The organism is Streptomyces sclerotialus, from assembly GCF_040907265.1.
In the GTDB taxonomy this organism is placed as follows: domain Bacteria; phylum Actinomycetota; class Actinomycetes; order Streptomycetales; family Streptomycetaceae; genus Streptomyces; species Streptomyces sclerotialus.
In genome coordinates this window covers 1,548,464-1,563,753 of the sequence record NZ_JBFOHP010000002.1, presented here as the reverse complement: position 1 = coordinate 1,563,753, position 15,290 = coordinate 1,548,464, and the positions used below count along the sequence as shown (strand labels likewise).

The 15,290-nt window shown below is 71.8% G+C and carries 16 protein-coding genes; 10 read left to right on the top strand and 6 right to left on the bottom strand.

What is annotated here, in order from left to right:
- Nucleotides 1–142: 142 nt before the first annotated feature.
- Both AAC944_RS06915 and crcB read left to right on the top strand, forming a co-directional pair.
- Nucleotides 143–688 (top strand): fluoride efflux transporter FluC, encoded by a 546-nt coding sequence (locus tag AAC944_RS06915; protein WP_078888403.1) that lies wholly within the window; start codon nt 143–145, stop codon nt 686–688.
- Nucleotides 685–1,059 carry a fluoride efflux transporter CrcB gene (crcB, locus tag AAC944_RS06910; protein ID WP_030610803.1) on the top strand — a complete coding sequence of 125 codons (375 nt, stop codon included), beginning with the start codon at nt 685–687 and terminating at the stop codon, nt 1,057–1,059. Before AAC944_RS06915 ends, crcB begins: the two co-directional genes overlap by 4 nt.
- Before the next feature lie 44 nt (nt 1,060–1,103).
- Here crcB and AAC944_RS06905 read toward each other — a convergent pair whose 3' ends face one another.
- Both AAC944_RS06905 and AAC944_RS06900 read right to left on the bottom strand, forming a co-directional pair.
- Nucleotides 1,104–2,543: a flotillin family protein gene (locus tag AAC944_RS06905; RefSeq protein ID WP_030610806.1), complete on the bottom strand. Its 1,440-nt coding sequence runs from the start codon at nt 2,541–2,543 to the stop codon at nt 1,104–1,106.
- A gap of 94 nt (nt 2,544–2,637) precedes the next feature.
- Nucleotides 2,638–3,153, bottom strand: coding sequence for an NfeD C-terminal domain-containing protein (locus AAC944_RS06900; protein WP_030610809.1), 516 nt, complete (start codon nt 3,151–3,153; stop codon nt 2,638–2,640).
- Nucleotides 3,154–3,380: 227 nt separating this feature from the next.
- Here AAC944_RS06900 and AAC944_RS06895 point away from each other — a divergent pair, with 227 nt between their 5' ends.
- Together AAC944_RS06895 and AAC944_RS06890 are read left to right on the top strand one after the other, a co-directional pair.
- Entirely contained in the window at nt 3,381–3,752 is a 372-nt protein-coding gene (locus tag AAC944_RS06895; RefSeq protein WP_030610813.1) for a hypothetical protein, read from the top strand.
- A gap of 69 nt (nt 3,753–3,821) precedes the next feature.
- Complete coding sequence (locus tag AAC944_RS06890; protein ID WP_030610818.1) at nt 3,822–4,034, top strand: DUF4287 domain-containing protein; 213 nt, start codon at nt 3,822–3,824, stop codon at nt 4,032–4,034.
- Nucleotides 4,035–4,081: 47 nt separating this feature from the next.
- Here the strand turns inward: AAC944_RS06890 and AAC944_RS06885 are convergent, their stop codons facing one another.
- Both AAC944_RS06885 and AAC944_RS06880 read right to left on the bottom strand, forming a co-directional pair.
- Nucleotides 4,082–5,140 (bottom strand): PP2C family protein-serine/threonine phosphatase, encoded by a 1,059-nt coding sequence (locus tag AAC944_RS06885; RefSeq protein ID WP_030610822.1) that lies wholly within the window; start codon nt 5,138–5,140, stop codon nt 4,082–4,084.
- Between the two features lie 309 nt (nt 5,141–5,449).
- Nucleotides 5,450–7,507 carry a phosphocholine-specific phospholipase C gene (locus AAC944_RS06880; RefSeq protein WP_030610824.1) on the bottom strand — a complete coding sequence of 686 codons (2,058 nt, stop codon included), beginning with the start codon at nt 7,505–7,507 and terminating at the stop codon, nt 5,450–5,452.
- Between the two features lie 255 nt (nt 7,508–7,762).
- Between AAC944_RS06880 and ctaD the strand changes: the two genes are divergently transcribed.
- On the top strand, nt 7,763–9,472 hold the full coding sequence (gene ctaD, locus AAC944_RS06875) for an aa3-type cytochrome oxidase subunit I (protein WP_030610826.1): 1,710 nt from the start codon (nt 7,763–7,765) through the stop codon (nt 9,470–9,472).
- Entirely contained in the window at nt 9,469–9,852 is a 384-nt protein-coding gene (locus AAC944_RS06870; protein ID WP_030610829.1) for a cytochrome c oxidase subunit 4, read from the top strand. The genes ctaD and AAC944_RS06870 overlap by 4 nt, the downstream gene beginning before the upstream one ends.
- A 12-nt stretch (nt 9,853–9,864) precedes the next feature.
- Here AAC944_RS06870 and qcrB read toward each other — a convergent pair whose 3' ends face one another.
- Together qcrB and AAC944_RS06860 are read right to left on the bottom strand one after the other, a co-directional pair.
- The gene (gene qcrB, locus AAC944_RS06865) at nt 9,865–11,541 is read right to left on the bottom strand and encodes a cytochrome bc1 complex cytochrome b subunit (RefSeq protein WP_030610832.1); all 1,677 of its coding nucleotides are present in this window, start codon (nt 11,539–11,541) and stop codon (nt 9,865–9,867) included.
- A 194-nt stretch (nt 11,542–11,735) separates the two neighbouring features.
- Nucleotides 11,736–12,071, bottom strand: coding sequence for a DUF6479 family protein (locus AAC944_RS06860; protein ID WP_030610835.1), 336 nt, complete (start codon nt 12,069–12,071; stop codon nt 11,736–11,738).
- Between the two features lie 370 nt (nt 12,072–12,441).
- Here AAC944_RS06860 and AAC944_RS06855 point away from each other — a divergent pair, with 370 nt between their 5' ends.
- From AAC944_RS06855 to AAC944_RS06840, 4 genes are read left to right on the top strand one after another with little or no spacing between them, the layout of a single operon-like run.
- Nucleotides 12,442–13,230: a SigB/SigF/SigG family RNA polymerase sigma factor gene (locus AAC944_RS06855; RefSeq protein WP_030610838.1), complete on the top strand. Its 789-nt coding sequence runs from the start codon at nt 12,442–12,444 to the stop codon at nt 13,228–13,230.
- A gap of 55 nt (nt 13,231–13,285) precedes the next feature.
- Nucleotides 13,286–14,299: an iron-containing redox enzyme family protein gene (locus tag AAC944_RS06850; RefSeq protein ID WP_030610841.1), complete on the top strand. Its 1,014-nt coding sequence runs from the start codon at nt 13,286–13,288 to the stop codon at nt 14,297–14,299.
- Nucleotides 14,300–14,321: 22 nt separating this feature from the next.
- Nucleotides 14,322–15,002, top strand: a complete 681-nt coding sequence (locus AAC944_RS06845) for a HemK2/MTQ2 family protein methyltransferase (protein ID WP_051871523.1) — start codon at nt 14,322–14,324, stop codon at nt 15,000–15,002.
- Nucleotides 14,983–15,222, top strand: a complete 240-nt coding sequence (locus AAC944_RS06840; RefSeq protein WP_030610847.1) for a CDGSH iron-sulfur domain-containing protein — start codon at nt 14,983–14,985, stop codon at nt 15,220–15,222. The genes AAC944_RS06845 and AAC944_RS06840 overlap by 20 nt, the downstream gene beginning before the upstream one ends.
- Nucleotides 15,223–15,290: the final 68 nt, after the last annotated feature.

Sequence of the window (15,290 nt, the reverse complement as noted above, 5' to 3'; positions counted from 1 at the left end):
CGAACCGCGGCAGCGACGCCGCCAACGGTCCCTGCTTGCGATGCGCACCGGTGGGCGCATGCCCGGGCGCGCGTACCCGGCCGGTGCTCCCGGCGAGTAGGAGACAGGACACGTGTCAGAGGCCCGCCCCGCCACCCCCTCCGTGCTGAACGAACCGGTCGACCCCGACGTCGATCTGCACGTCCCGCCGCGGCCGCCCGCCGCACGGCGGGAACGGCAGGGCCCCGTCGTGGCCGCCGTCGCGCTCGGCGGCGCCCTGGGAGCGGTGGCGCGCTACGGCTCCTCGCTGCTGTGGCCCACGGCGCCCGGCGCTTTCCCGTGGACGACCATGGCCGTCAACACGGCCGGCTGCGCCCTCATCGGCGTCCTCATGGCGGTGCTCGGCGCGGCCCGGACCGCGCACACCCTGACCCGGCCCTTCCTGGGCACCGGCGTGCTCGGCGGCTTCACCACCTTCTCCACGTACGCCGTGGACATCCAGCGCCTGGTCGAGGACGGGAAGGCCGCCACGGGACTGGCGTACCTGGCGCTGACCCTGCTCGCGGCGCTGGCCGCGGTGTGGGCCGCCGCCACCGGAACCCGCCGCGTCCTCTGCCGGAGACGGCGCGTACTCGAAGAACGGCGGCGCGCACTCGAAGAACGGCGGCGTGCACCGGAAGAGTGCGGCGAAGGAGGCCGTACGCGGTGAACTGGCTGCTCGTGATCGCCGGGGCCATGGTCGGGGCCCCGCTGCGCTACCTCACCGACCGTGCGGTCCAGTCCCGCCACGACACCGTCTTCCCCTGGGGGACCTTCACCGTCAACGTCGCCGGATGCCTGGTACTCGGGCTGGTGACCGGCGCGGTCGCCGCCGGCGCCGCCTCCTCCCAGGTGCAGCTGCTCGTCGGTACCGGCCTGTGCGGGGCGCTGACCACGTACTCGACGTTCTCGTACGAGACGCTGCGGCTGGCCGAGGGCGGCGCCCGCTTCTTCGCCGTGGCCAACGCGGCGGGCAGCGTGGTGGCCGGGCTCGGCTCCGCCTTCGTGGGCGCCGCCGTCGCACAGGCCGGGTGGGGATGACCGCCTCCGAGGGGCGGCCTGCGCCGCCCCTCGGAGGCCGGGCGCTACTCGGTGATGTCGATCTTCCCGTTGGCCGCGGCGGGCCCGCCGTCGGCCGGTGCGGGCACCGGGGCGCCGCGCCGCGCGGTGATCCCCTTCAGGAGGTCCGCCAGGTCCACCCCGGTGGTCGAGCCGAGCAGCTCGACGCCCTGGGCGACGTTGTCGGCGACCGCACGGGGGAGCCGGCCCGCGCCGTCCGTGGAGATCACGGTCATCTTGTCCACCGCGCCCAGCGGTTCGGACGCCTTGCCGACGACGTCCGGCAGCACCTCCACCAGCATCTGCAGCACCGCGGCGTCCCCGTACCGCGCGAACGCGTCCGCCTTCTTCTGCATGGCCTCGGCCTCCGCCGCCCCCTTCGCGCCGATCGCGGCGGCCTCCGCCTCGCCTTCGATGCGCACCGCCTCGGCGAGCGCCGCACGCTGCGCCTTCTCGCCCTCACCGGTGAGCCGGGCCCGCTCGGCCGTCGCCTCGGCCTCCTTGACCAGCGCGATACGACGGGCCTCGGCCTCCTGCTCGGCCTGGTAACGGGCGGCGTCGGCGGGCTTGCGCACCTTCGTGTCCAGCTCGCGGTCGGTCAGTGCGGCCTGCCGCTGCGCCACCTTCTCCTGCTCACTGAGGACTTCCTGGCGCCGCGCGGCCTCGGCCAGCGGTCCGGCCGCGTCGGCCCGCGCCGCGGCCTCGTCCGTCTCGGCCTTGATCTCCGCCTGCCGCAGCGCGAACGTCCGCTGCGCGACGGCGATCTCCTCCTCGGCCTTCAGCCGGGCCTGTTCGGCCGCGCGCCGGGCCACCGCCTCGGCGATGTCGGCCTCCTGCTTGGCGCGGGCGGCCTCGGGCCGGCCGAGGTCCTCCAGGTACGAGCCCTCGGTGGTGATGTCGTGGATCTGGAAGGCGTCCAGCACCAGGCCCTGGCCCGACAGGCTGGCCTCGGCCTCCTCGGCGACCTGCCCGGCGAACGCGGCCCGGTCCCGTATGACGTCCTCCACGGACATCCGGCCCACGATGGCCCGCAGCGCGCCGGAGAGGACCTCCTGCGTGAAGCCGACGATCTCGTCCTGCTGCTGGAGGAACCGCTGGGCCGCGGCCCGGATGCAGTCCTCGGTGCCGCCGACCTTGACGATCGCGACGCCTTCGAGGTTGGCCTTCACGCCGCGCAGGGTGACCGCGCCGCGTACGGCGACGGGGATCTGCCGGCTGGAGAGGTCCAGCGTGAACTTCTGCTGGACGAACGGCACGACGAAGACGCCGCCGCCGACCACGACCTTCTGGCCGCTGTTGTCGGTGAACACCCGGCCGGTCTCGGGGTCGGTGGCCTTCTTGCCGCGCCGCCCGGTGACGATGAACGCCTCGCTGGGGCCGGCGACCTTGTAGCGCGTGATGACGACCAGCGCGAGCAGGACGAGCAGGACGACGATGCCGGCGACCGCCGTGAGGACTGGACTCATATGGAATTTCCCCCCTGCCCCCGTGGGACGGACGGCAGATCGGTGCGGTTGGTTCGATGTGAAAGGGAGAGAAGGAGGCGCGTGGGGGCGCGGGTCAGCGCTCGACGGGGCGGACCGCCACGGACGTCGGGGACAGCGTGGCCGCCACCCAGATCTCGGCGCCGCGTTCGATGGGCACCTCGCCCTTGGCCGCCAGCTTCACCGGCTGGCCCGCGAGCCGCAGCAGCACCTCGCCGTAGCCGTCGGCCGGGATGGCGGTGACGACCGAGCCGGCGGTACCGATCAGATCGTCCCCCTGGGGAGTCGCCGCGGTCTGCTCGCGCATCAGGGCCCGGCAGGTCCGCCAGGTCAGCCACCCGGCGGCGAGGCCGGCGACCGTCCCGGCCGCGGCGGCGGCGCCGGCTCCGAGGCCGGTCGTGCCGAGGACGAGCGCGCCTCCGAAGCCGAGCATCGAGACGAAGCCGGCGATCACCGGCAGCGACAGCAGTCCGTCGAAGAGGCCGTCGAGCACGCCGAGGCCGTCGAAGAGCCCTTCCAGTACGCCGTCGAGGACGAGCGAGAGAGCCAGTACCACGATCCCCGCGATGCCGAGGCCGAGAAACCAGGCCATCGGAACACCTCCCCCGTCGCACGTTCTTTCCCTGGTCGCCGCAATGTTTTCAGGTGTTCACCGAAACCGTCATTGCCGGAACCCGGCAATCTTTATGCGTTCTTGATGCCGGGTCACCGACGAGCCGGGGGGCCGCGCGTCGGGGCACATGCCCGTTTCCACGGTGGGCCGCGACGCGCGACGGGTGCGTGGCAGGATGCCGGTACAAGTACGGGGTAGGTGGGCCAATGGCAGACATCGAAGAGACCTTGCGGAACATCGTGCGCATCGACGGGGTGCTCGGCGCCTCCGTGGTCGATTACTTCAGCCGTCTGACGCTCGGTGCCGTCGGCAAGGCGGGGCCGGACCTGGAGAAGGCGGCGGCGGGCGACACCGACGTCGTGCGCGCCAAGCTCTTCACCCTCGAAATGCTCGGCTACCGGCCGGAACGGATAGAGGACATCCTCGTCACGCTGGACAGTGAGTACCACCTCATCCGCCCCCTCGTGCGCAGTCGTTACGAGGGCGTCTTCCTCTACCTGGTGCTGGACCGCTCCCGGACGGACCCCGTCGTCGCCAGGGACTGGCTGCGCGCGGCCGAGGAGCGGCTGGAGCTCTGACGCGCGGCAGCGGTGCCCGGCCGCCCGCGCTCCGGCCGCGTTGTCAGTGGCGGGTGCCAGACTGCGCCCATGACCGAAAACGTGCAGGGCCCCGCGAGTTACTTCCCGTCGATCGAGAAGAAGTACGGCCGGCCGATAGCGGAGTGGCAGGACCTCATCCGCACCTCCCCGCTGACGAAGCACATGGAGCTGGTCGCATGGCTCAAGAGCGCACACGGCCTGGGGCACGGCCACGCCAACGCCCTCGTCGCGCACACGCTCGCCGAGGCCCGCGGCAAGTAGCGTCCCCGGCCGGGGAGATGCGGCCGGGCCCGAGGGCGCGGGCCCGGTCAGGCGGTGCGGTAGCGGACCAGCAGCATCGCGGCGTCGTCGTGCAGCGGACCGCCGGTGTGCGCCACCAGATCCGCGCGGATGGCGTCCACCGCGGCCTGCGGGTCCGCCTCCTTCAGCAGTCCGGCCCGCTCGTCCAGCGGGTAGAAGTGCCCGTCGCCGTCCCGCGCCTCGGTCACCCCGTCCGTGTAGAACAGCACCTGGTCGCCCGGCGCGAAGCCGACGTCGTACGGTTCCGGGCCGTCCTCGCCGTGCGCGGTGAGGCCGAGCGGCAGGGCCCGGCGCGGCGGCTCCAGGTACGCCACGGCACCCTCCGGGCGGACGGCCAGCGGCGCGGGGTGGCCGTAGTTCAGCAGCGTCATCGTGTGGCCCGTGCCGGTCTCGGCGAGCACGGCGGTGACGAACTTCTCGTCCGACAGGTGCCGTTCCAGGGCGCGTTCGAGGCGGGCGCCGACGGCGGCGATGTCCGGCTCGTCGTACGCCGCCTCGCGGAAGGCACCGACCACGACGGCGGCCGTCTCCACCGCCTCCAGGCCCTTGCCCTGCACGTCCCCGATGAGCGCCCGCACACCGTACGGCGAGGCCACGACCTCGTAGAGGTCCCCGCCGATCCGCGCCTCGGCGACCGCGGAGGTGTACGAGACGGCCACGCTCAGCCGGCCCGCACCGCGCGGCACGGGACGCAGCAGGACGCGCTGCGCGACCTCGGCGATGGAGCGTACGTTCGCGAGCTCCGCCTCCCGGCGCCGCCGCATCACGGCCGCCGCGACGCCCGCGACCGTGACGCCGGCGACCGAGATCAGGGCGGTGTACCCGCGGCGCCCGGCGAAGAGCCCGTCGTACACCCCGAGGACGAGGCAGAGGACGAAGGAGAGCACACCGATCAGGGCGGTGCGCCGCCAGCTGCCGGTCAGCCCCGCGAAGGCCGGTCCGAGCGAGACCAGCGGCAGGAAGCCGGCGGCCGGTCCGACAGTGAGGTCCACCAGCGTGACCAGGGCCATCACCGCGTAGGGGAGGGCACCCAGGGCCGCGGTGGCCGGATGTACGCGCCGTGTCACCGCTCGTTCCGCTCCGCAGCTCGCTCCACGCGCATCCGCTCCCGTTCGACAGTCCCCTCACGTAGGGGCGGCCCGGGTGACCGGCGGCTCCGGGTCCACCGCCAAAGTTACTTTAAGCAACATTTGCACTGTCGAACCAACACAATTCCTTCACCGTTATCGAACCGAAGCCGATCTCCGGCAGCGGGAAGGGACAGGCAGGCGGCCCGGCGGCGGCCGAGCGCCCGGCCGCCGCCCCGGAGGGGGCGGCCGGGGACACGACCGCAGTGTCGGACGGTGCGCATCAGTGTCGGACGGTGCGGATGAGTGTCAGACGGTGCGGATCGCCGGGTCGCTGACGCCTGGTTCGCCGGTCTCGACGTGGCCGGCGAAGCGGCGCAGGAATGCCGCGTCGCCCTCCGAGGTCACCGACAGGTCGTACCAGCGCTTGCTCGGGCGCAGGTCGACGGTGTGGGTGACGGTGGCGCCGGCCCGGACCTTGAACGTCTGCGCGGGGCTGCCGTAGGCGTCGGCCAGCGTGAGGTCCGCGTCGGTACGGCCGCGGTTGGTGAAGGTCAGCTTCACGTTGCCGGTGGTGGCGTCGTGGCGCGCGGTCACCTCCGGGCCCGCGGTCCTCCCCGGTCCCTTGAAGACGCGCAGGAAGCCGTTCGGGCCGAACACAGACAGGTCGTACCGGCCCTCGGAGTAGGCGGTGTTCCAGGTGTCGGAGACCGGCCTGCCCGCGGCGGCGGTGTACGTCCAGGGGCCGTCGCCGCGGTTCCCCGCGGTGACGTAGAAGGCGGCCCCCGCCTTGTCGCCGCCGCTGAGGGTGAGCGTGTACTTCCCCGCCGCGGGGTCGGCCGCGCCGTCGGCGTACGGGGCGTAGGGCAGGGCGCGGGCCGGGCGGGAGCCCTTCTCCTGGCGGGGGAGGGACGGTTCGGCGGGCGGCTTCGGGACGTAGTCGTCGTGCCGGTCGCCGTCCGGCGGGCGGTAGCCCTCGGTGTCCGGGAGGGCGACCGGCCGGGTGTCGGGGTGCGCGAAGTCGAAGGCCGAGGTCAGGTCGCCGCAGATGGCCCGCCGCCAGGGCGAGATGTGCGGCTCGTGGACGCCGAAGCGGCGCTCCATGAAGCGGATGACGGAGGTGTGGTCGAAGGTCTCGGAGCAGACGTAGCCGCCCTTGCTCCAGGGCGAGAGGACCAGCATCGGCACGCGCTGGCCCAGGCCGTACGGCCCTGCGGCGTAGCCCTTGCCGCCCTCGTAGAGGTCGGGGCCGACGTCCACGGTGGAGCGGCCCTGCGCGTCGGAGGACGGCGGGTACGGCGGCACGACGTGGTCGAAGAAGCCGTCGTTCTCGTCGTAGGTGACGAAGAGGGCGGTCCTGCTCCACACGTCGGGGTCGGAGGTGAGCGCGTCCAGGATCTGGGAGATGTACCAGGCGCCGTAGTTCGCGGGCCAGTTGGGGTGCTCGGTGAACGCCTCGGGCGCCACGATCCAGGAGATCTTCGGCAGCTTGCCGCCCTTGACGTCGGCCCGGAGCTGGTCGAAGAGGCCGCCGCCCGCCTTGATGTCCGTGCCCGTGCGGGCCTTGTCGTACAGCGGGTCGCCGGGCTTCGCGTTCCGGTACTGGTCGAAGTACAGCAGCGAGTTGTCGCCGTACGTGCCGCGGTAGGCGTCGTCGATCCAGCCCCACTTGCCGTCCGCGTCGAGCCCGTCGCCGATGTCCTGGTAGATCTTCCAGGAGACGCCCGCCTTCTCCAGCCGCTCGGGGTAGGTGGTCCAGCTGTAGCCGGCCTCTTCGTTGCCGAGGACCGGGCCGCCGCCGGTGCCGTCGTTGCCGGTGTACCCGGTCCACAGGTAGTAGCGATTGGGGTCGGTGGAGCCGATCAGCGAGCAGTGGTACGCGTCGCAGATCGTGAAGGTGTCGGCGAGGGCGTAGTGGAAGGGGATGTCCGCACGCGTCAGGTACGCCATGGTCGTCGCCGACTTGGCGGGTATCCACTGGTCGTACTTGCCCTCGTTCCACGCCCGGTGGCTGCCGGCCCAGTCGTGGTTGAGGTCCTGGATGAACTGCAGGCCCAGGTTGTCGGCCTCCGGCCGGAAGGGCAGTACCTCCTTCGTGCCGTCCGACTGGTGCCACACCGGCTTGCCGCTGGGCAGCGTCACGGGGCGCGGGTCGCCGAAGCCGCGTACGCCGCGGAGCGAGCCGAAGTAGTGGTCGAAGGAACGGTTCTCCTGCATCAGTACGACGATGTGCTCGACGTCGTCGATGGTGCCGGAGCGGTGCCGGGCCGGGATCGCGGCGGCGCGGGCGATGCTGCCCGAGAGCGCGGTGAAGGCCGCGGTGCCTCCGGCGAGTTGCAGGAAGCGGCGGCGGTCCAGATGCGGCATGGGCGGGTGACCTCTTCGTCGGTGGGGGGCTGGCGAGGCGCATGATGCGCAGGGCAATTCTTGCGGTGTACGAGGACGCAGCGAAACCCCGTCTCGCGATCATTGCGTGACCAGGCGGTGCCGATGACCTGACCGTGCGCCGAACCGTGGGTGCTCCTTACGGGTGGCGGCCGGGCGCCGTGCGCCGCGGTTCGCGGGAAACACCGCCGGTGGTGACAGGCTGACGGGGACGGACCGGTCGGACGGAGGCAATCGGTGGTCCACGTTGAGCGGCAGGCGCGCGCGGAGGCCGCCGCGGCGCGCCGTGTCGAGACCGGCAGCCGCATCCGCGGCTGGCTGACCACCACCGACCACAAGGTGATCGGCAACCTCTACCTCGTGACCGCCTTCGCGTTCTTCCTGTTCGCCGGGGCGCTGGCGATGCTGATGCGGACCGAACTGGCCCGCCCGGGGATGCAGCTGGTCTCGTCCGAGCAGTACAACCAGCTGTTCACGATCCACGGCACGATCATGATGCTGCTCTTCGCGACGCCGATGTTCGCCGGGTTCGCCAACGCCGTCATGCCGCTGCAGATCGGCGCCCCGGACGTCGCCTTCCCCCGGCTGAACGCGCTCACCTACTGGCTGTTCCTCCTCGGCGGCCTGATGGTCGTCGCCGGCTTCCTCACCCCGCAGGGCGCCGCGTCCTTCGGGTGGTTCGCGTACGCGCCGCTCAACGGGGCCGTGCGCACGCCGGGGGAGGGCGGCGACCTGTGGGCGACGGGCCTGATCCTCTCCGGGCTCAGCACGACGCTGGGCTCGGTGAACTTCATCGCGACCATCATGTGCCTGCGCGCGCCCGGCATGACGATGTTCCGGATGCCGATCTTCACCTGGAACGTGCTGTTCACCTCGATCCTCGCCCTGCTGGCCTTCCCGGTCCTCACGGCCGCGCTCTTCGCGCTGCTCGCGGACCGGAAGTTCGGGGCGCACGTCTTCGACGCGGCGAACGGCGGGGCGGTCCTGTGGCAGCACCTGTTCTGGTTCTTCGGACACCCCGAGGTCTACATCGTGGCGCTGCCGTTCTTCGGGGTGATCACCGAGATCGTGCCGGTCTTCAGCCGCAAGCCGGTCTTCGGCTACGTCGGCATGGTCGGTGCGACCATCGCCATCACGATGCTCTCGGCGACCGTCTGGGCGCACCACATGTTCGCCACCGGCGCGGTGCTGCTGCCGTTCTTCTCGCTGATGTCGTTCCTGATCGCGGCGCCCACGGGGGTGAAGTTCTTCAACTGGATCGGCACGATGTGGCGCGGCAGCCTCTCCTTCGAGACGCCGATGCTGTGGGCCGGCGGCTTCCTGGTGACGTTCCTGCTCGGCGGGCTGAGCGGGGTGCTGATCGCCTCGCCGCCGCTGGACCTCCACGTCACCGACACCTACTTCATCGTCGCTCACCTGCACTACGTCCTCTTCGGGACGGTGGTCTTCGCGATGTTCGGCGGCTTCTACTTCTGGTGGCCCAAGCTGACCGGCCGGATGCTCGACGAACGGCTCGGGAAGATCCATTTCTGGACGCTGTTCGCGGGCTTCCAGCTCACCTTCCTGGTCCAGCACTGGCTGGGCTCCGAGGGCATGCCCCGGCGGTACGCCGACTACCTCGCGGCCGACGGCTTCACCACCCTCAACACCCTCTCCTCCCTCGGTGCCTTCCTCCTCGGCCTGTCGACGCTGCCGTTCCTGTACAACGTCTGGAGGACCGCCAAGTACGCCGCGAAGGTGCAGGCCGACGACCCCTGGGGCTGGGGCAGGTCGCTGGAGTGGGCCACCTCCTGCCCGCCGCCGCGGCACAACTTCCACACGCTGCCCCGCGTGCGCTCCGACTCGCCCGCCTTCGACCTGCACCACCCCGAGGCGTACCGGCTGCCCGCCGGCGAGCACGGCGCGCAGGAACCGACCCCCGACCCGCACGGAGAGCCCAGCGCATGAAGATCGAGGCCTACCTCTTCGGCGGCGTCGCGGTGTTCTTCCTCGTCGTCGACGTCGTCTACGCGCTGCTGTCGCTGGAGCCCGCGGGGGTGGCGGCGCTGACCGTGTCCTGCCTGATGGCGGCTCTGGTGTCCGCCTTCTGCACGGCGAACCACCGGCGCCGGGGCGCCCGGCCGGAGGACGACAAGCAGGGGGAGATCCGGGAGCGGGCCGGGCGGCTGGCCTTCTTCCCGCCGAAGAGCGGATACCCGCCGCTGACCGCGCTCGGCGCCGCGGTGGCGGGCCTGGGCATCGTCTATGGTCTGTGGCTCTTCCTCATCGGCTTCGGGCTGCTGGTGGCCGGCGCCTTCGGGATGGTCTTCGAGTTCAACGACCGGTAGCGGGCGGCGGGGCTACCGCGCGGAGTCCGGCGGCCCGGCCGTCTCCCGCGCCGGGCCCGCGGTCCGCTCGGCGATCTCCCGCCGCTGTCCGGGGGCGACCGGCAGCGGCACGTGATCGCGGTAGTACCAGCCGCTCAGCGCGATCCGCAGCCGCTGCCCGCGTGCCGTACGGCCGTCCGCAGGGCGCGGCAGCGGCTCGGGGACGTCGCGTACGAGGATGCGGTACGCGCGGTCGGCTGAGATGCCGGTGCGGCCACCACTCAGCTCGCCATGGACGTGCTGCGTGACCTCGCCGGTCTCCTCGCCTTCGGTGAGCAGCTCGCGGTCGGCCGCCTGGAGGGCGAGGCAGAGCCGCTTGGTGAGCCGGAAGGCGAGCACCGGGGCCACCACGAGGGCGACGCGCAGGACCCAGGTGAGCGCGTTCACCGAGACCCGGAAGCTGTAGGCGATCACGTCGTTGCCGCCGCCCAGCAGCAGGACGGCGTAGAAGACGACGGCGGCCACGCCCAGCGCGGTGCGGGTGGGCCGGTTCCGGGGCCGGTCGCACAGGTGGTGTTCGGCGCGGTCCCCGGTCACCCAGCGCTCGAAGAACGGATACAGGTACAGCGTGAGGAAGAGCAGGCCGGGGAGCACCAGAGTGGGAACGAAGACGTTCCACATCACGGTATGGCCCCACAGATTCGTCTCGAAAGGCGGCATGAGCCGCAGGCCGCCTTCCAGGAATCCCACGTACCAGTCGGGCTGGGCGTCGGTGGCCACCTGGTCCGGGCGGTACGGACCGTAATCCCAGACCGGATTGATCTGGGCCACCGCACCGAGGCAGGCCAGTACGCCGGAAATCATCATGAAGAGGCCGGTGGACTTCATGGTGAACTGCGGGACCATCGGCTGGCCGACGACGTTCCGGTTGGTGTGGCCGCGCTTGTTCCAGTGCGTGTGTTTGAGGACGACCACGAGCATCAGGTGCAGGGCGACCAGCGCGAGGATGATTCCCGGAATGAGGAGGATGTGCAGCACGTAGAGCCGCGGAATGAGGCCCGTCCCGGGATAGGCGCCCTGCCAGAGGAAGAAATTCAGATAGCTGCCGACGAGGGGAATGGAAGAGACGATCGCGTTGGCCGTGCGCAGTCCCGTACCGGACAGTGAATCGTCCGGGAGGGAGTAGCCGGCGAAACCCTCCAGCAGCGCCAGCATGAACAGCGTCACGCCGATCATCCAGTTCACTTCGCGGGGCCGCCGGAAAGCCCCGGTGAAAAAGACACGGAGCAGGTGCACACCGACCGCGGCCACGAACACCAGCGACGACCAGTGGTGGATCTGCCGGATCAGCAGACCGCCGCGCACCTCGAAACTGATGTCGAGGGTGGAGGCGTACGCATGGGACATCCGCGTACCGTCGAGCGCAATGTGGCGGCCGTGGTAAACGGTCTCCGCCGTGCTCGGGTCGAAGAACAGCGTGAGATAGGTGCCGGTCAGTACCAGCACCAGGAAGCTGTAGAGCGCGAGCTCCCCGAGCAGGAAGGACCAGTGGTCGGGGAAGGCCTTGCGAAGCAGTGCCCGGGCGCCTTCGACGAGGGGAAGCCGCTGGTCAAGGGCGGTGAACGCGGTGGCGGCCGCCCCTTCGGCCCGGTACGCAGGCCGGGCTCCGCGCCGTCGGAACACCTGCACCGAACTCCCTCCGGGGCCCATGGGGCGGCTGCGCATGCCTCGCTCGCATGGCTAACCGGAAGGGCGCCGGAACAATCCGGGAAATACCCGGGCCACCGCTTTCCGGCCGCGGGATTCATCCGTTCGGCGGAGCGGCCGGGCAGGTCTGGGAGCGGCCGGTCACGTTCTCCGTGAACGGCCGCTCCGGAAGGGCGGCGGCACTGCGCCCCGAGGCGTCAGCCGTTACCGAAGGAGCCGCTGTGGCCTTCCTGCCATTTCGGCGGTTCACCGCCGTCCGACGGGCGGGTGCCACGCGTCTGGTCGAACTCGTACGGCATCCGGCGGTGACCGTCGGCGGTCACCTCGTCATCCGTACGCATTCCCGTTTCGTACCCGCCTGCCATGGGCGCGCTCGGCTGATTGGGGGCCGGCTGCGAACGACGCCGCTTGCGCCGCAGACCGTAGCCCACGGCACCGATGAGAAGGAGCACGACGACGAGGCCCGCGACGAACGGACCGATGCCGACGAGCAGGTCACGGTTGGGAGCCGCCAAGGACTCGAAGCTGGTCATGTCGGCCGGGTACCCGGATGTACCGGAAACGACACGTGTCACACATTCGGACCAGCGCGGGCTTTCCCGGCCGGGGCCGGGCGTACGCCGGGTGGCGCCGGGTGCGGCGCAGGCCGTGATGCACCGGGAGAGCGGCGGGGGAATGCCGCATCCGCGTGCACCGGACGGTGAAGTGAGAAAATGTGGGCAGCGAACCGAGGGTTCGCTGCCGGGCGGTCCCGTCCTGCCCGGTGGTCGGCGCCGATGGTTTGCGGAAACGAGTGTTTTAGCTGGAAAACAGAACTGTCCGGCAGTCGGGGCGCGGGCAGTAATTGCACGCTGTTCCTGGTGATTCTGCCGGTGCCGGAATCCCGGCCGGAAGGGAAGGGCCATGGCCGCCTCCACCGCGCTCCGCCGCCATCCGGATGCCCCGGACACCGATGCCGCCTTCGCCCGGCTGGCCCAGCTGCCGGACTGCCCGGCCAGGAAGCAGCTGCGGGAGGGCATCGTCTGCGACTGGCTGCCGATGGCCAATCGCCTCGCGCGCCGCTACAGCGGCCGCGGCGAGACGGAGGAGGACCTGCGGCAGGTCGCCGCGGTCGGCCTCCTCAAAGCCGTCGACCGGTTCGATCCCGCCTCGGGCACGCCCTTCCCGGCGTACGCGATCCCCACCATCCTGGGCGAACTGCGGCGGCACTTCCGGGACGACCTGTGGGCCGTCCACGTACCGCGCCGCACGCAGGAGCTGCGCGCCACCGTCCACCAGGCACGCGAGCAGCTGGAATTCCGCAACGGCTCCGCCACCCTCACCATCGGCGACCTGGCCGAGCACACCGGCCTGTCCGAGGACGACGTGGTGCTGGGGCTGGAGGCGCAGGGCGCGTACACGGCGCTGTCGCTGGAATGCCCCATGAGCACGGACGCCGGCCACTCCTTCCACCTCGCCGACTTCCTCGGCGACGAGGACCCGGAGCTGGAGCTGGTCGAGGAGCGGCTGTGCGCGGCCCCCGTGCTGCGAGCCCTGCCGCAGCGCGAACGGGTCATCCTCTACCTGCGGTTCTTCCGCGACATGACCCAGAGCCAGATCGCCGAGGAGGTGGGCATCTCGCAGATGCACGTCTCCCGCATCCTCCAGCGGTGCTGCCACCTGGTGCGGGTCGAGGTGACACCGCAGCCGTGAGGGGCACTCGGCGGCGGTGAGAGTCACCGACCGTGTTCAGGGGTGGAGAAGAGTGATGAGCGACGAGCTGACCGGGCCGGAGCTGCCGCGCGACCGGGGGCCGGTCTCGGCAGCCGTGATCGGTGCGCTGCGCGACGGTGGCGCGCCGGACGCGGGCGACGCGGCCGCGACGGCGGACCCGTACGGCGACGACCTGCAGCTGGCGCTGTACGTGGCGTACGAGCTGCACTACCGCGGCTTCGCCGGGGTGGACCCGGCGCGTGAGTGGGACCCGGAGCTGCTGCGGGTGAGGGCCGTACTGGAGCGGCGCTTCCTCGACGCGCTGCGCGCCGACGCCACCGCACACGAGAGCGCGGCGGACGCCCTGGACGGCCTGCTCGTCGAACCGGTCGGCGGGGACGGTGTCTCCCATGTCCTGGAGCGCTCCGGCACCCGTTCCCAGCTGCGCGAATACGCCGCCCAGCGGAGCCTGTACCACCTGAAGGAGGCCGACCCGCACGCCTGGGTGCTGCCGCGGCTGTGGGGGCGGGCCAAGGCGGGCATGGCGGCGGTGGAGTTCGACGAGTTCGGCGGCGGGCGCCCCGAGCGGGTGCACGCCCAGCTCTTCGCCGACCTGATGACCGACCTCGGCCTGGACACCGCCTACGGGCGCTATCTCGAAGCGGCCGGTGCGGAGATGCTGGCCGTGGTCAACCTGATGTCCCTCTTCGGGCTGCACCGGGCGCTGCGCGGGGCGCTCGTCGGGCACTTCGCCGCCGTCGAGGTGACCTCCTCGCCCGCCTCCCGGCGGCTGGCCGGGGCGATGCGGCGGGCCGGCGCCGGCCCGGCGGCGGAGTTCTTCTACACCGAGCACGTGGAGGCCGACGCGGTGCACGAGCAGGTCGTACGGCACGAGGTCGTCGACGGGCTGCTGGCGGCCGAGCCGCACCTGGAGCGGGACGTCGCCTTCGGGATCGACGCCACCGGCTTCCTGGACGACCGCTTCGGTGAACGGCTGCTCACCGCCTGGCGGGCGGGCGAGTCGTCACTGCGGGTGGCCATCGAGCCCGATCTCGCATCCGTACGGTGAGGCCCGTACGCCGGCCGTTGAAATGGATTTATCCGGGTACTCCTGTTTTGTGCCTTTCATAACACTTCCCGGGGTCTACGCCCCGCAGGACGACACGGCCCTGCTGGCCGACGCGCTGCGGCACGAGCCGCTGGCGCCGGGTGCGCGGGTGCTGGACATCGGCACCGGCACCGGCGCACTGGCCCTCGCGGCCGCCCGGCGCGGCGGCGAGGTCACCGCCGTCGACATCTCCCGGCGCGCGGTGCTCGCGGCCCGGCTGAACGCCCGGCTCGCGGGCCTTCCCGTACGCGTGGTGCGCGGCAATCTCCTCACCCCCGTCACCGGCCGCTCCTTCGACCTGATCCTCACCAATCCGCCGTACGTCCCGGCACCCGCCGCCGTGCTGCCCCGGCGCGGCAGCGCACGGGCCTGGGACGCCGGACACGACGGGCGGCTGCTGCTGGACCGGATCTGCCGGGACGCACCGGGCCTGCTGGCGCCCGGCGGGGCGCTGCTCATGGTGCACTCGGCGCTCAGCGGTACCGAGCCGACCCTGCGGATGCTGCGCGCCGCCGGACTGGAGACCCTGCTGGTCGAGCAGCGCTCCGTACCCTTCGGGCCCGTGCTGCGGTCCCGGCAGAGCTGGCTGCACAGCCAGGGCCTGACGGCGCCGGACGAGGAGAAGGAAGAGCTGGTGGTGATCCGTGCCGAGCGAAGCGCCTGAGCCCGCGGCGGCGGCCGGCCCGGCAGCGGCCGGGGACGTCCGCCGCGTCACCCTCCAGAAGGAGGGCCCCGTGCTCGTGGAGGGCCCGGTCGAGGTGCGGCTGGCGGACGGCAGCGTGGTGACCTCCGACCGGTTCTGCGTGGCCCTGTGCATGTGCCGCCGCAGCCGCCGTTACCCGTGGTGCGACACCAGCCACCGGCGGCGCAAGCGGGACGGGTAGCCGGTGGTCCACGGTGACGCGAAGGGCGGGCGGTCCGCGGACCGCCCGCCCTTCGCGTCACCGTGCCG

Coding starts and splice junctions, on each gene's coding strand:
- AAC944_RS06890 (WP_030610818.1), top strand. CDS start 3,822: ATGACCGAAAACGTGCAGGGCCCCGCGAGTTACTTCCCGTCGATCGAG.
- AAC944_RS06870 (WP_030610829.1), top strand. CDS start 9,469: ATGAAGATCGAGGCCTACCTCTTCGGCGGCGTCGCGGTGTTCTTCCTC.
- AAC944_RS06905 (WP_030610806.1), bottom strand. CDS start 2,543: ATGAGTCCAGTCCTCACGGCGGTCGCCGGCATCGTCGTCCTGCTCGTC.
- AAC944_RS06850 (WP_030610841.1), top strand. CDS start 13,286: ATGAGCGACGAGCTGACCGGGCCGGAGCTGCCGCGCGACCGGGGGCCG.
- AAC944_RS06845 (WP_051871523.1), top strand. CDS start 14,322: ATGGATTTATCCGGGTACTCCTGTTTTGTGCCTTTCATAACACTTCCC.
- AAC944_RS06860 (WP_030610835.1), bottom strand. CDS start 12,071: ATGACCAGCTTCGAGTCCTTGGCGGCTCCCAACCGTGACCTGCTCGTC.
- AAC944_RS06880 (WP_030610824.1), bottom strand. CDS start 7,507: ATGCCGCATCTGGACCGCCGCCGCTTCCTGCAACTCGCCGGAGGCACC.
- qcrB (WP_030610832.1), bottom strand. CDS start 11,541: ATGGGCCCCGGAGGGAGTTCGGTGCAGGTGTTCCGACGGCGCGGAGCC.
- AAC944_RS06900 (WP_030610809.1), bottom strand. CDS start 3,153: ATGGCCTGGTTTCTCGGCCTCGGCATCGCGGGGATCGTGGTACTGGCT.
- AAC944_RS06895 (WP_030610813.1), top strand. CDS start 3,381: ATGGCAGACATCGAAGAGACCTTGCGGAACATCGTGCGCATCGACGGG.
- AAC944_RS06855 (WP_030610838.1), top strand. CDS start 12,442: ATGGCCGCCTCCACCGCGCTCCGCCGCCATCCGGATGCCCCGGACACC.